The organism is Hydrogenophaga sp., from assembly GCF_019635465.1.
Classification (GTDB): Bacteria; Pseudomonadota; Gammaproteobacteria; order Burkholderiales; family Burkholderiaceae_C; genus Hydrogenophaga.
On record NZ_JAHBZK010000024.1, the window covers coordinates 1 to 12618 of the forward strand.

Consider the following 12618-nt stretch of genomic DNA (forward strand, 5'->3'; position numbering starts at 1 on the left):
GGTGCCATTGATGATGAAGGAGCCCTTGTCGGTCATCAGGGGCACTTCACCCATGTAGACCTCTTGCTCTTTCACTTCCTTGACCACCTTCGATTGCGGGGTCGAAGACTCACGGTCGTAGATGATCAACTGCACGCGCGCGCGCACTGCCGAGGCAAAGGTCAGACCACGGGTCTGGCACTCACGCACATCAAAGGCGGGTTTGGCCAGGTTGTACTCGACGAACTTCATCTCGACGAAGCCGTTGTGCGAGACGATCGGGAACGCCGCCGTGAACGCGGCCTGCAGACCTTCGTTGGTGCGCTGTTTGGGGGGCACCTCCGCCTGCAGGAAGGCGGTGTAGGCGTCCTTCTGCATCTGCAGCAGGTAAGGAATGGCCAACACGTTTTCGCGCGTACCGAAACTTTTTCGGATGCGCTTGCGTTCGGTGTATGAGTACTTCGATGCCATGAGATCTCCGGGCTTGAGGTCTTGGCGACTGTCGGTCGATCACACACGCTGGCGTGCGACGACGAGCTTGGTGGCTGGCCTCTACCAACCATTGGCGGACGGCCCACGCATTGCACGCGGGCCCGAACCAAGTGGTCTTCTGCAGTCGGGTTCAGAAGACACTTGGAATGGCTGGGAAGCAGCGATTCCAGGTGTGCTCTGAAAGCACACAAGGCTGGAGGCCCTTTCGAGCACTCCAGCCTGCGGGGTCAAGCGGATTACTTCAGCTCGGCCTTGGCGCCGGCTTCCACCAGCTTCTTGACGGCGGCTTCGGCGTCGGCCTTGGCAATGCCTTCTTTCACGTTCTTGGGCGCGCCGTCGACCAGGTCTTTGGCTTCTTTCAGGCCCAGACCGGTGATTTCGCGCACGGCCTTGATGACGGACACCTTGTTGGCGCCAGCCTCGGTCAGCACGACGTTGAACTCGGTCTTCTCTTCAGCGGCAGCGGCGCCACCACCAGCAGCACCGCCGGCGGCCGGAGCGGCCATGGCGGCGGCGGACACGCCGAATTTCTCTTCGATGGCTTTCACCAGCTCGTTGAGTTCCATGACCGACATGCTGTCCAGGGCGGTCAGAAATGCGTCTTTATCGAATGCCATTTGGGTTTCCTATCAATCGGTTGATGTTTGCGGGACGCTGCGGCCATCAGGCGGCAGCGGTTTCGCCTTCGCCTTTTTGCTTGGCCAGCGCGCCGAGCACCACCGCGGTGCGCGAGATCGGCGACATGAGCAGGCCACACAGCTGCGCGAGCAGGACCTCTTTCGAGGGGATGCTGGCCAGCTGCTTCACACCTTCGACGTCGAGCTTCTTGCCGGCGTAGACACCACCGCGAATGACCAGCTTGTCGTTGGTCTTCGCGAAATCGGCCACCACTTTCGCGGCGGCCACGGCGTCTTCGGAGAAGCCGTAGACGAGCGGGCCGGTCATCTCTTCGGATGCCACCTCGAACGCACTGCCGGCGACCGCACGGCGGGCCAGGGTGTTTTTCAACACACTCAGGCTCACACCGCTCTTGCGGGCGCTCACGCGCAGTTGGTCCATGGAGGCAACCGTGATGCCGCGGTATTCCGCCATCACGAGGGTTTGAGCTTTGGCGGCGAGGCCGGTCACTTCGGTGATGACCGCTTCTTTCTCACTGCGATTCAGACTCAAGGTTCACTCCTTCAATGTGCGGGGGTGTTGCCACCCGCCACACGCCTCATTGCAGCGATTCAACCGTTGTCCGAAACCCTGGGATTTCTTTCAGCGGCGGGATCGCCATCTGCGTTGGCCCCCTTGCGGGCATTAAGTGCAGCTCGCGCCGCACGCCAACGGTCTTGGATGGCCCCGACGCCAGTGTTTCCACCGACGTCGGACCCACCACACCCGGGCAGCCAAGGCCGCCCGAATTCGTTATGCCATCAGGCCGACAGGGACTGGGTGTCCACGCGGACGCCCACACCCATGGTCGACGAGACAGCGAGCTTGCGCAGGTACACACCCTTGCTGGTGGCCGGCTTGGCCTTGTTCAGGGCGTCGATCAGTGCCAGCAGGTTGCCCTGCAGCTTCTCGGCGTCGAACGAGCGACGGCCGATAGTGCCGTGCACGATGCCCGCCTTGTCGACTCGGAACTGGACTTGACCCGCTTTGGCGTTCTTCACGGCGGTGGCGACGTCCGGCGTCACGGTCCCGACCTTGGGGTTGGGCATCAGGCCACGGGGGCCGAGCACCTGGCCCAGGGTACCGACGACGCGCATGGCGTCCGGCGAGGCGATGACCACATCGAAGTTGATGTTGCCGGCCTTCACGTCGGCAGCCAGGTCGTCCATGCCGACGATGTCGGCGCCAGCGGCCTTGGCTTCTTCGGCCTTGGCACCCTGGGCGAACACTGCCACGCGCTTGGTCTTGCCGGTGCCGTTGGGCATCACGACGGCGCCGCGCACCACCTGATCCGACTTCTTGGCGTCCACACCCAGCTGGATGGCCACGTCGATGGATTCATCGAACTTGGCGTTGGCGCAGTCCTTGATGATGCTCAGCGCTTCGCCCAGCGGGTACAGCTTGGTGCTGTCGACCTTGCCTTCGAAGGACTTCTGCTTTTTGGTGAGCTTGGCCATTTACACGCCCTCCACGATCACGCCCATCGAACGGGCAGAGCCGGCGATGGTCTTGACGGCGGCGTCCAGATCGGCCGCGGTCATGTCTTTCATCTTGGTCTTGGCGATTTCCTCGAGCTGGGCACGGGTGATCTTGCCGACCTTGTTCTTGTTGGGCACAGAGGAGCCCTTGTCGAGCTTGATGGCCTTCTTGATCAAGGTGGTCGCCGGGGGCGTCTTGATGATGAAGGTGAAGCTCTTGTCCGCAAACGCCGTGATCACCACGGGCAGCGGCAGACCGGGCTCGACGCCCTGGGTCTGGGCGTTGAACGCCTTGCAGAACTCCATGATGTTCAGGCCGCGCTGACCCAGCGCCGGACCGATCGGGGGAGAGGGGTTGGCCTTACCAGCTGGCACTTGCAGCTTGATGAAGCCGACGATTTTCTTCGCCATTTTTCAGCTCCTGCGAGTGCAAACGGTGGGGTTCATGCCACCTCCTCGCGGTTGAGGGCCCGAGAAAAACTTCAGCACTGGTGTCGGGCCTACCCACCAGCGCCTGATGCCATCAGGTCTTTTCGACCTGACTGAATTCGAGCTCGACGGGCGTGGCGCGACCGAAAATGGTCACCGACACGCGCATCTTGTTTTTCTCGTAGTTGACCTCTTCGACCGTGCCGTTGAAGTCGGTGAAAGGGCCTTCCTTGACGCGCACGTATTCGCCAACCACGAACTCCACCTTGTGGCGCGGCTTGTCGGTGCCTTCCTGCATCTGGCTGACGATCTTCTGAACGTCTTCCTCGGAGATCGGCACCGGGCGGTTGCGCGCACCACCCACAAAGCCGGTGACCTTGTTGGTGTGCTTGATCAGGTGCCAGGTGTCGTCGTCCATCACCATTTCCACCAACACATAGCCGGGGAAAAACTTGCGTTCGGTGGTGCGCTTCTGACCGTTCTTGACCTCGACCACCTCTTCGGTGGGCACCAGGATGCGACCGAACTTGTCTTGCATGCCAGCGCGATTGATGCGCTCGATGATGTTGCGCTCGGCCGCCTTCTCCATGCCGGAGTAGGCGTGCACGACGTACCAGCGCATGCCCTCGGTGGGCAGGGTTTGGGAGACGGGCGCTTGTTGTTCGGTCATGGGTTACTTCCTCCAGCCCAGGATCAGGTCGTAGAACACCCATTCCAGGGTTTTGTCGGTCAGCCAAAGGAACAAGGCCATGACCACCACGAAGGCGAACACGTAGGCGGTCATCTGAATGGCCTCCTTGCGGGCGGGCCACACGACCTTCTTGACCTCTTTCCAGGAGTCGCGACCAAAAGCAATCAGCTGCTTGCCGGACTCGGACACAGCGAAAACACCCACCGCCACGGCCAACGCGACGATCAGCGCACCCCACTGCGCCAGGGCACCACGCCCCGCGAGCAGATAGAAAGCCACGAAGCCGCCGACCACCAGCGCGAGCGACAGGCCGAGCTTGGCCTTGTCGGCACCGGAGTGAACGGTTTGAACGTCAGTGGAGGCCATGAAGGTTCAGACGATGGTTATCAAAAAAGCGCGTCAGACACCCGAAGGTATGAGACACGCAAGCCCACCAGAGGTCTTGACGACTTCGGTGGGCTTGTTTGCCACGAAACAGGAGAGCCTGAAATGGATCCTTGGTTCCTGTCAGGTGGCAGGGGCAGAGGGAATCGAACCCCCAACCTTCGGTTTTGGAGACCGACGCTCTGCCAATTGAGCTATACCCCTAAGCGGCTGTTGCCCTGGATGTCCAGGTGATTACTCGATGATCTTGGCCACGACGCCGGCGCCGACGGTGCGGCCGCCTTCGCGGATGGCAAAGCGCAGGCCTTCTTCCATGGCGATCGGGGCGATCAGCTTGACGGTGATCGACACGTTGTCGCCGGGCATGACCATCTCTTTGTCCTTGGGCAGCTCGATGGAGCCCGTGACGTCGGTCGTGCGGAAGTAGAACTGCGGACGGTAGTTGTTGAAGAACGGCGTGTGACGGCCACCTTCGTCCTTGGAGAGCACGTACACCTCACCGGTGAAGTGCGTGTGCGGCTTGATGGAGCCGGGCTTGCACAGCACCTGGCCGCGCTGCACTTCTTCGCGCTTGGTGCCGCGCAGCAGGATACCGACGTTGTCGCCCGCCTGACCCTGGTCCAGCAGCTTGCGGAACATTTCCACGCCCGTGCAGGTGGTCTTCTGGGTGGCCGCGATACCGACGATCTCGATTTCTTCGCCGACCTTGACCACGCCACGCTCGATACGACCGGTCACCACGGTGCCGCGACCCGAGATGGAGAACACGTCTTCCACGGGCATCAGGAAGGCGCCGTCCACCGCGCGCTCGGGCGTGGGAATGTAGCTGTCCAGTGCTTCGGCCAGTTTCATGATGGCGCCTTCGCCGAGTTCGCCCTTGTCGCCTTCGAGGGCGAGCTTGGCCGAGCCTTTGACGATGGGGGTGTCGTCACCAGGGAAGTCGTACTTGCTCAGCAGTTCACGCACTTCCATCTCGACGAGCTCGAGCAGTTCGGCGTCGTCCACCATGTCGCACTTGTTCAGGAACACGATGATGTAGGGCACGCCCACCTGACGCGCCAGCAGGATGTGCTCGCGGGTCTGGGGCATCGGGCCGTCAGCGGCCGAGCACACCAGGATGGCGCCGTCCATCTGGGCGGCACCGGTGATCATGTTCTTCACGTAGTCGGCGTGGCCCGGGCAGTCCACGTGGGCGTAGTGGCGGTTGGCCGTCTCGTATTCCACGTGCGCGGTGTTGATCGTGATGCCGCGCGCTTTTTCTTCCGGAGCCGCGTCGATCTGGTCGTAGGCCTTGGCCGCACCGCCGAACTTGCTCGCCAGCACCGTCGTGATCGCCGCCGTCAGCGTCGTCTTGCCGTGGTCCACGTGACCAATCGTGCCCACGTTCACGTGAGGCTTGGTCCGCTCGAATTTTTCCTTCGCCATTTCTTAGCTCCAAAAAACAAATTGCCGAAACACCGATCAAGCAACTGGTGCCCATGGCGGGAATCGGACCCGCGACCTCTCCCTTACCAAGGGAGTGCTCTACCACTGAGCCACATGGGCAAAGGGTGCCGACACCTGGTCAGCACCCGGAAACTTCACTCACCACCGACAGGACATGGAGCGGGAGACGGGAATCGAACCCGCGTCATCAGCTTGGAAGGCTGGGGTTCTACCATTGAACTACTCCCGCCCGGGCTGGCATGCCATCTCGGTCGCGCTTGGTGGAGGAGGCTGGATTCGAACCAGCGTAGGCGTAAGCCAACAGATTTACAGTCTGCCCCCTTTAGCCACTCGGGCACCCCTCCGTAGCGCAGCCGGCGATTATGCCATGGAAATATGGCGGCTCGCCAGCACCCCAAGCTGCTCGTCACCAATCCACAGCCGCCAGCCCTTCACGCTCAAGCCACGTGTTGGCAAGGCCGAAGTGCCCGCATCCAATGAACGGCATAGGACCCCGACGTGCCGCCAGCGGTGAAGGGTGGTTGGCTACCAGCACGTGATGGCGGGCATCGATCAGTGGCGCCTTCTTTTGAGCGTGCGCACCCCACAGCAGATAGACCTTGCGTCCTCCGGTCTGGGAAGTGTGGGCAATCAAAGCGTCAGTGAGCACTTCCCAACCCTGTTTCGCATGGCTGGCCGGGGCCCCCTCTTCCACCGTCAGACTGGTGTTGAGCAGCAATACCCCTTGCTCGGCCCAGCGGACAAGGGAACCACTCATGGGCGGCGGCAACCCGAGGTCGCGCAGGCGCTCCACAAACAGATTGCGCAGACTGGGCGGCCATGCCTGGCCATCAGCCACCGAAAACGCGAGCCCCTCGGCCTGGCCTGCACCGTGGTACGGGTCCTGACCCAGGATCACCACCCGCACGGACTCGGGCGACGTCAGGGACAGCGCCCTCATGGGCTCGTTTGGGTAGACCGTGGCGCCGCACGCCAGCCGCGCGCTCAAGAACTGCCGCAACGCCTGGCCGTCCTCGGAGCGCCAGAAGGCATCGACCACAGGCCGCCACCCCGGCGCCACCGCCCATTGCGCGGGATCCGCCGCCACCAGCTTCACGCAAACAGCTCGGCCAGGGCCAGTCCGGGCTCGTCGGCGCGCATGAAGGCTTCGCCGACCAGGAAGGCGTTGACGCCAGCGGCACGCATCGTCTGCACATCGGCGCGCGCCAGAATGCCGGATTCCGTGACCGCCAGCCGGTCGGCCGGCAGGTCGGGCAGCAGGTCCAGAGTGGTTTGCAGCGACACCTCGAAGGTCCGCAGGTTGCGGTTGTTCACGCCCACCAGAGGCGTCTTGAGCTTGAGCGCACGATGCAGTTCGTCGCGATCGTGGACCTCCACCAGTACCGCCATGGACAAAGAGCGGGCGATGGCCTCGAACTCCACCATTTGCGCGTCATCCAGGCAGGCGGCAATGAGCAGGATGGCGTCAGCCCCCATCGCGCGGGCCTCGAACACCTGGTACGGGTCGATCAGGAAGTCCTTGCGCAGCACAGGCAGATCGCAACTCGCGCGCGCCTGCTTGAGGAAATCGGCCGAGCCCTGGAAATACTCGCGATCGGTCAGCACCGACAGGCAAGCCGCACTCACCACCCCATCGCCCTCGGCGTAGCTCTGGGCGATGTCGGCGGGCACGAAGTCTTCGCGCAGCACGCCCTTGCTGGGGCTGGCCTTCTTCACCTCGGCGATCACGGCGGCCTGGCCGGCGGCCATCCGGGCCCGCAGCGCACCTTCAAAGTCGCGCGTAAGCACGCGACTTTCGGCGTCGGCACGCACCACGTCCAGGGGCTTCTTCTTCTTCGCTGCGGCCACTTCTGCGCGCTTGGTGGCCACGATCCGGTTCAGGATGTCACTCATGGCGTTGTCCTCATGCCGACCCGAAGGCCTTGAGCTGGTCCAGCCGGGCAAGCGCAGCGCCGGAGGTAAGCGCTTCCCGGGCGCGCGCAATACCCGATTCGATATCGGGTGTGACGTTGGCGGCATACAGCGCCACCCCAGCGTTGAGCACCACGATCTCACTTGCCGCCTTGAGGGCGGGATCGTCCCGACACGACAGCACGCCAAGCAGCATCTCGCGCGAAGCCTCAGGCGTTTCCACCCGCAAGGCGCGGTTACTCGCCATGGTGAGGCCGAAGTCTTCGGGGTGAATTTCGTATTCCTGCACTTCGCCGTTGCGCAACTCACCCACCATGGTGGCCGCACCCAGCGACACCTCGTCCATGCCGTCACGGCCATAGACCACCACGGCGTGCTCTGCACCCAGACGCTGCAGGGCACGCACCTGGATGCCCACCAGGTCGGGGTGGAACACGCCCATCAGGATGTTGGGCGCTGACGCCGGATTGGTGAGCGGCCCCAGGATGTTGAAGATGGTCTTGATGCCCAGCTCGCGTCGGACCGGTGCCACGTTCTTCATGGCCGGGTGGTGGTTGGGCGCGAACATGAAGCCCACGCCCACCTGCTCAATGCAGCGAGCGATCTGCTCGGGCGTCAGGTTGATGTTGACTCCCAGGCTCTCGAGCACATCGGCGCTGCCGCTCTTGCTGGAGACGCTGCGCCCGCCATGTTTGCTCACGCGCGCCCCGGCAGCCGCGGCCACGAACATGCTGCAGGTCGAGATGTTGAACGTGTGCGAGCCATCGCCGCCGGTGCCCACGATGTCGACCAGGTGGGTCTTGTCGGCCACATGCACCTTGGTGGAGAACTCGCGCATCACCTGTGCGGCGGCCGTGATCTCACCGATGGTCTCTTTCTTGACGCGCAGTCCGGTGATGAGTGCGGCCATCATCACCGGCGACATCTCGCCGCTCATGATGAGGCGCATGAGGTGCAGCATCTCGTCGTGGAAGATCTCGCGGTGCTCGATGGTGCGCTGCAGCGCTTCCTGCGGGGTGATGTGGTGCACGCGTTGAACCATGGTCGTGTCTCCTCAGGGTCTGACGGGGTGATCGGAAAAGGCCAGGCGCAGACCGAAGCCGATGAACAGCACGCCCGCGGCGCGGTCCATCCAGCGCATGGCGCGCTGCAGCGTCTGCAAACGTCGTGCTGCCCAGGCGGCCAGCCAGGCGTAGCCGAAATTGATGGGCAGCGAATTCAGGTTGAACAACGCGCCCAGCAGCAGGAACGTGAGCGCCGGATGCGGTGCATCGGGTCGGATGAACTGCGGCACGAAGGCCAGAAAGAACAGCGCGACCTTGGGGTTGAGCACGTTGGTGAGAAAGCCCCGACGCCAGACGGCCCACAAATCGGCCTCAGGCGCGGGCGCCTCGGCCAGCTTCAAACGAGCGCCGCGCGAAAACAGCAACTTCACACCCATCCAAAGCAAGTAGGCCGCACCCACCCACTTGAGCACGGTGAAGGCGGTGGCCGATGTCGCCAGCAGCGCACTCAAGCCGGCCGCTGCGGCAAACACGTGCACAAAGCAGCCGCCAACGATGCCCAGCGCCGCCACCATGCCGGCGCGCGCACCGCTGCGCAGGCCATGACTCACGATGTACAGAACGTCCGGTCCCGGCGTGAGGTTGAGCAGCCAACCTGCCGCGACGAACAGAAGCAATTGCGGCAGATCGGGCATGGCGCGCCTCGCTCAATAAACCGCGCGACCGCGTGACGCACTGCCCGCGGCCACCGGTTGATCGAAGAAGCCACGCACAGCCGCCAGGGCGCGATCGACGCCGGCTGCGTCCACGCCCAGGTGGGTGACAAAGCGCAGGCCGATGAGGCCGGTGGCCAGCACGCCCTGACGCTCAAGGTGCGCCAGCAGGTCGGGGCCGCGGTTGTCGGCCACGTCGGCGAAGACGATGTTGGTCTGCGCCGTGCGCACGGTGATGCCATTGATGCCCGCCAGCCCCTTTGCCAGGCGCTGCGCCAGCGCGTGATCGTCGGCCAGGCGGTTCACGTGGTGGTCCAGAGCGTGGCTGGCAGCTGCCGCCAGCAAGCCCGCTTGACGCAGACCACCGCCGACCATCTTTCGCCACCGGCGTGCGCGATCGATCAGCTCGCGCGAGCCACACAGGGCCGAGCCCACTGGCGCGCCCAGGCCCTTGCTGAAACAGACCGACACGCTGTCGAAGCGGTCGGTGATGGCGCGCAATGCCGCCAACGGATTCCCACCGACGCCGGCCGCCGCCACCGCGGCGTTGAAAACCCGCGCGCCATCGAGGTGGGTGGCCAGACCGTGCTGGCGCGCCAGAGCGGTCATGCTGTCCAGGTAGGCGTCGGGCATGGGGTGCCCATTCCAGGTGTTCTCCAGGCAGAGCAAGCGCGAGCGCGCAAAGTGCGGGTCGTCGGGCTTGATCGCGGCTTCGAGGTCGGCGAGTCGCATCTGGCCTTGCGCGTCCTGTGCCAGCGGTTGGGGTTGGATGCTGCCCAGCACCGCCGCGCCACCGCCCTCGTAGCGGTAGGTGTGGGCGTTCTGGCCCACGATGTATTCGTCGCCACGACCGCAGTGGGCCATCATGGCGCACAGGTTGCTTTGCGTGCCGCTGCTCATGAACAGCGCGGCCTCTTTGCCGGTCAGTGCGGCGATCTGGTCCTGCAGCGCATTGACCGAGGGATCATCGCCAAACACATCGTCGCCCAGCGGCGCGGCCATCATGGCCTCGCGCATGGCAGGCGTCGGCTGCGTCACGGTGTCGCTGCGCAGATCAACGGTCTTCATCGGGCTCGCTCCAGAAAGTTCTTGAGCATCGCGTGGCCGTGCTCGGTGAGGATGCTCTCGGGGTGGAACTGCACCCCTTCGATGTCCAGCGACTTGTGCTTCACGCCCATGATTTCGCCATCGTCGGTCCAGGCGGTGACCTCAAGGTCGGGCGGGCAGTCGCTGCGGCGGATGGCCAGCGAGTGGTAGCGGTTGACCGTGAAGCGCTCGGGCAAGCCGGCAAACACGCCCTGGCGCGTGGTGGTGATCTCGCTGGTCTTGCCGTGCATGAGCTGTTGCGCACGCACGATGGTGCCGCCAAAGGCCGCGCCAATGCTTTGATGCCCAAGGCACACACCCAGGATCGGCAGCTTGCCTGCGAAGTGACGGATGGCAGGCACCGAGATGCCAGCCTCCGCCGGCGAACAGGGGCCGGGCGAGATCACGAGCCGATCGATGCGGCCGCCATCGAAACGGGCCTGCAGTTCGTCGACGGTGATTTCATCGTTGCGCACCACCGTGACCTCGGCACCCAGCTCGCCCAGGTACTGCACGATGTTGAAGGTGAACGAATCGTAGTTGTCCACCATGAGGACTTTGACGGCGGCGCTCATTCCAGGCCTTCCTCGACCAGTTCGGCCGCGCGCAGCAGCGCACGCGCCTTGTGCTCGGTTTCGCGCCATTCCATCTCGGGCACCGAGTCGGCCACTACGCCGGCTGCGGCCTGCACGTACAGGGTCTGGTCTTTCACGATGGCGGTGCGAATGGCAATGGCCACGTCCATGTCGCCGGCGTAGCTGAGGTAGCCGCAGGCGCCGCCGTAGATGCCGCGCTTGACCGGCTCCAGCTGGTCGATCAGCTCCATCGCATGCACCTTGGGTGCGCCGGTGAGGGTGCCCGCGGGGAAGGTGGCTTTGAGCACGTCCATGTTGGTCATGCCGTCGTTGAGGATGCCTTCGACGTTGCTCACGATGTGCATCACATGGCTGTAGCGCTCCACCACAAAGGCCTCGGTCACCTTCACGCTGCCGATCTTCGCGATGCGTCCGATGTCGTTGCGCGCCAGGTCGATCAGCATCACGTGCTCGGCGCGCTCCTTGGGGTCGTTGATCAGTTCGACCTCGGTGGCCTTGTCCTTCTCCGGGGTGGCACCTCTGGGCCGGGTGCCTGCCAGTGGGCGGATCGTCACCTTCTGGCCCTCGTCGGTGTGCTCCTGGCGCACCAGGATCTCCGGACTCGCCCCCACCACATGGAAGTCGCCGAAGTGGTAGTAGTACATGTAGGGCGACGGGTTGAGCGAACGCAGCGCGCGGTACAGCGACAGCGGCGACTCGGTGTAGCGCTTCTGGATGCGCTGACCCACCTGCACCTGCATGAAATCGCCAGCGGCGATGAGTTCCTTGGCGCGGTCCACCGCATTCAGGTAGTCGGCCTTGGCGAAACCTCGTTCGGCCGGATGGCTTTGCGAGGGCTTGACCTGCGGCGCACTCACCGAGTACTTGAGCGATTCCTTGAGCTCACGCAGTCGCTTCTTGGCGCTGCTGTACGCCTCGGGCTGGCCCGGATCGGCGTAGACGATGAGGTAGAGCTTGCCCGACAGGTTGTCGATCACGGCCAGTTCTTCGCATTGCAGCAGCAGGATGTCTGGGCAGCCCAGCGTGTCCGGCGGACAGGACTGCTCGAGCTTCTTCTCGATGTAGCGCACCGCGTCGTAGCCGAAATATCCCGCCAGCCCTCCGCAGAAACGCGGTAGTCCCGGGCGCAGCGCCACCTTGAAACGCTGCTGGTACGCGGCGATGAAATCGAGCGGATTGCCATGGGCCGTCTCGATCACTTCGCCATCGCGCACGACCTCGGTGCGAGCGTCACTGCCAAAGCCAGTGGCGCGCAGCAAGGTGCGCGCAGGAAGACCGATGAAGCTGTAGCGCCCAAAGCGCTCGCCACCCACCACCGATTCCAGCAAAAAGCTGTGGCGGCCATCACCACGCCCATGGGCGAGCTTCAGGTAAAGGGACAAAGGCGTTTCGAGATCGGCAAACGCCTCGAGCATCAAAGGGATGCGGTTGTAGCCCTGCTGGGCCAGGCTCTTGAATTCCAGTTCGGTGATCATGTTCTGTCCATCCGTCCGGGGCCGCGCTTGACGTTGCAATGGGCGGCCGGGGGTTCCTGTCGGGTCGGCGCATGGGGCACCGACGGGGAGAGCGGGTGGGGGCTGGACTCAGGTGGTCGAGCAGCACCCGCAGGGGAAGAGGCGCGTTCAGGCTGGCTTGCGCCAGGGCCAGGCTCCCCCGCCGAAAAGGCGCGGCGCAAAGCCAGAGATGAACGTGCCGGGACAAGACATGGTGCGCGGACTATAGCAAAGCCCGATGCCAGCCCGACGCGCTGCG

14 protein-coding genes, 4 tRNA genes and 1 pseudogene are annotated in these 12618 nt (G+C 63.9%); all 19 read right to left on the reverse strand.

What is annotated here, in order from left to right:
- A pseudogene (rpoB, locus tag KF871_RS18210) lies at positions 1–450 on the reverse strand (DNA-directed RNA polymerase subunit beta); the annotation flags it as partial.
- A 257-nt stretch (positions 451–707) separates the two neighbouring features.
- Positions 708–1088, reverse strand: a complete 381-nt coding sequence (gene rplL, locus KF871_RS18215; RefSeq protein ID WP_291145896.1) for a 50S ribosomal protein L7/L12 — start codon at positions 1086–1088, stop codon at positions 708–710.
- Between the two features lie 46 nt (positions 1089–1134).
- On the reverse strand, positions 1135–1641 hold the full coding sequence (gene rplJ / locus KF871_RS18220; protein ID WP_291145899.1) for a 50S ribosomal protein L10: 507 nt from the start codon (positions 1639–1641) through the stop codon (positions 1135–1137).
- Between the two features lie 248 nt (positions 1642–1889).
- On the reverse strand, positions 1890–2585 hold the full coding sequence (gene rplA, locus KF871_RS18225; protein ID WP_291145902.1) for a 50S ribosomal protein L1: 696 nt from the start codon (positions 2583–2585) through the stop codon (positions 1890–1892).
- Positions 2586–3017, reverse strand: a complete 432-nt coding sequence (gene rplK, locus KF871_RS18230; RefSeq protein WP_070400499.1) for a 50S ribosomal protein L11 — start codon at positions 3015–3017, stop codon at positions 2586–2588.
- Between the two features lie 112 nt (positions 3018–3129).
- Complete coding sequence (gene nusG / locus KF871_RS18235; protein WP_291145907.1) at positions 3130–3705, reverse strand: transcription termination/antitermination protein NusG; 576 nt, start codon at positions 3703–3705, stop codon at positions 3130–3132.
- A 3-nt stretch (positions 3706–3708) separates the two neighbouring features.
- Positions 3709–4092: a preprotein translocase subunit SecE gene (secE, locus tag KF871_RS18240; protein ID WP_291145910.1), complete on the reverse strand. Its 384-nt coding sequence runs from the start codon at positions 4090–4092 to the stop codon at positions 3709–3711.
- A 146-nt stretch (positions 4093–4238) separates the two neighbouring features.
- A tRNA-Trp gene (locus KF871_RS18245) sits at positions 4239–4314 on the reverse strand.
- Positions 4315–4344: 30 nt separating this feature from the next.
- Positions 4345–5535 carry an elongation factor Tu gene (gene tuf, locus KF871_RS18250; protein ID WP_291136524.1) on the reverse strand — a complete coding sequence of 397 codons (1191 nt, stop codon included), beginning with the start codon at positions 5533–5535 and terminating at the stop codon, positions 4345–4347.
- A 45-nt stretch (positions 5536–5580) separates the two neighbouring features.
- Positions 5581–5655, reverse strand: a tRNA-Thr gene (locus KF871_RS18255).
- Between the two features lie 56 nt (positions 5656–5711).
- Positions 5712–5785: transfer RNA gene (locus tag KF871_RS18260), tRNA-Gly, on the reverse strand.
- A gap of 29 nt (positions 5786–5814) precedes the next feature.
- Positions 5815–5900: transfer RNA gene (locus KF871_RS18265), tRNA-Tyr, on the reverse strand.
- Positions 5901–5962: 62 nt separating this feature from the next.
- On the reverse strand, positions 5963–6652 hold the full coding sequence (locus KF871_RS18270; RefSeq protein ID WP_291145913.1) for a uracil-DNA glycosylase: 690 nt from the start codon (positions 6650–6652) through the stop codon (positions 5963–5965).
- Positions 6649–7449, reverse strand: a complete 801-nt coding sequence (gene trpC / locus KF871_RS18275) for an indole-3-glycerol phosphate synthase TrpC (protein ID WP_291145916.1) — start codon at positions 7447–7449, stop codon at positions 6649–6651. The genes KF871_RS18270 and trpC overlap by 4 nt, the downstream gene beginning before the upstream one ends.
- 10 nt (positions 7450–7459) lie before the next feature.
- Positions 7460–8509, reverse strand: a complete 1050-nt coding sequence (gene trpD, locus KF871_RS18280) for an anthranilate phosphoribosyltransferase (RefSeq protein ID WP_291145919.1) — start codon at positions 8507–8509, stop codon at positions 7460–7462.
- 12 nt (positions 8510–8521) lie between these two features.
- The gene (locus KF871_RS18285) at positions 8522–9166 is read right to left on the reverse strand and encodes a LysE family translocator (RefSeq protein ID WP_291145922.1); all 645 of its coding nucleotides are present in this window, start codon (positions 9164–9166) and stop codon (positions 8522–8524) included.
- A gap of 12 nt (positions 9167–9178) precedes the next feature.
- Entirely contained in the window at positions 9179–10252 is a 1074-nt protein-coding gene (gene ltaE, locus KF871_RS18290; RefSeq protein ID WP_291145924.1) for a low-specificity L-threonine aldolase, read from the reverse strand.
- Entirely contained in the window at positions 10249–10845 is a 597-nt protein-coding gene (locus KF871_RS18295) for an aminodeoxychorismate/anthranilate synthase component II (RefSeq protein WP_291145927.1), read from the reverse strand. The genes ltaE and KF871_RS18295 overlap by 4 nt, the downstream gene beginning before the upstream one ends.
- Complete coding sequence (gene trpE / locus KF871_RS18300; RefSeq protein ID WP_291145930.1) at positions 10842–12341, reverse strand: anthranilate synthase component I; 1500 nt, start codon at positions 12339–12341, stop codon at positions 10842–10844. The genes KF871_RS18295 and trpE overlap by 4 nt, the downstream gene beginning before the upstream one ends.
- Positions 12342–12618 lie beyond the last annotated feature (277 nt).

Excerpts from the sequence above, each read along its gene's own strand:
- KF871_RS18285 (WP_291145922.1), bottom strand. The coding sequence starts at position 9,166 with ATGCCCGATCTGCCGCAATTGCTTCTGTTCGTCGCGGCAGGTTGGCTG.
- trpC (WP_291145916.1), bottom strand. The coding sequence starts at position 7,449 with ATGAGTGACATCCTGAACCGGATCGTGGCCACCAAGCGCGCAGAAGTG.
- ltaE (WP_291145924.1), bottom strand. The coding sequence starts at position 10,252 with ATGAAGACCGTTGATCTGCGCAGCGACACCGTGACGCAGCCGACGCCT.
- rplL (WP_291145896.1), bottom strand. The coding sequence starts at position 1,088 with ATGGCATTCGATAAAGACGCATTTCTGACCGCCCTGGACAGCATGTCG.
- KF871_RS18295 (WP_291145927.1), bottom strand. The coding sequence starts at position 10,845 with ATGAGCGCCGCCGTCAAAGTCCTCATGGTGGACAACTACGATTCGTTC.
- trpD (WP_291145919.1), bottom strand. The coding sequence starts at position 8,509 with ATGGTTCAACGCGTGCACCACATCACCCCGCAGGAAGCGCTGCAGCGC.
- tuf (WP_291136524.1), bottom strand. The coding sequence starts at position 5,535 with ATGGCGAAGGAAAAATTCGAGCGGACCAAGCCTCACGTGAACGTGGGC.
- rplK (WP_070400499.1), bottom strand. The coding sequence starts at position 3,017 with ATGGCGAAGAAAATCGTCGGCTTCATCAAGCTGCAAGTGCCAGCTGGT.
- rplA (WP_291145902.1), bottom strand. The coding sequence starts at position 2,585 with ATGGCCAAGCTCACCAAAAAGCAGAAGTCCTTCGAAGGCAAGGTCGAC.
- trpE (WP_291145930.1), bottom strand. The coding sequence starts at position 12,341 with ATGATCACCGAACTGGAATTCAAGAGCCTGGCCCAGCAGGGCTACAAC.
- secE (WP_291145910.1), bottom strand. The coding sequence starts at position 4,092 with ATGGCCTCCACTGACGTTCAAACCGTTCACTCCGGTGCCGACAAGGCC.
- nusG (WP_291145907.1), bottom strand. The coding sequence starts at position 3,705 with ATGACCGAACAACAAGCGCCCGTCTCCCAAACCCTGCCCACCGAGGGC.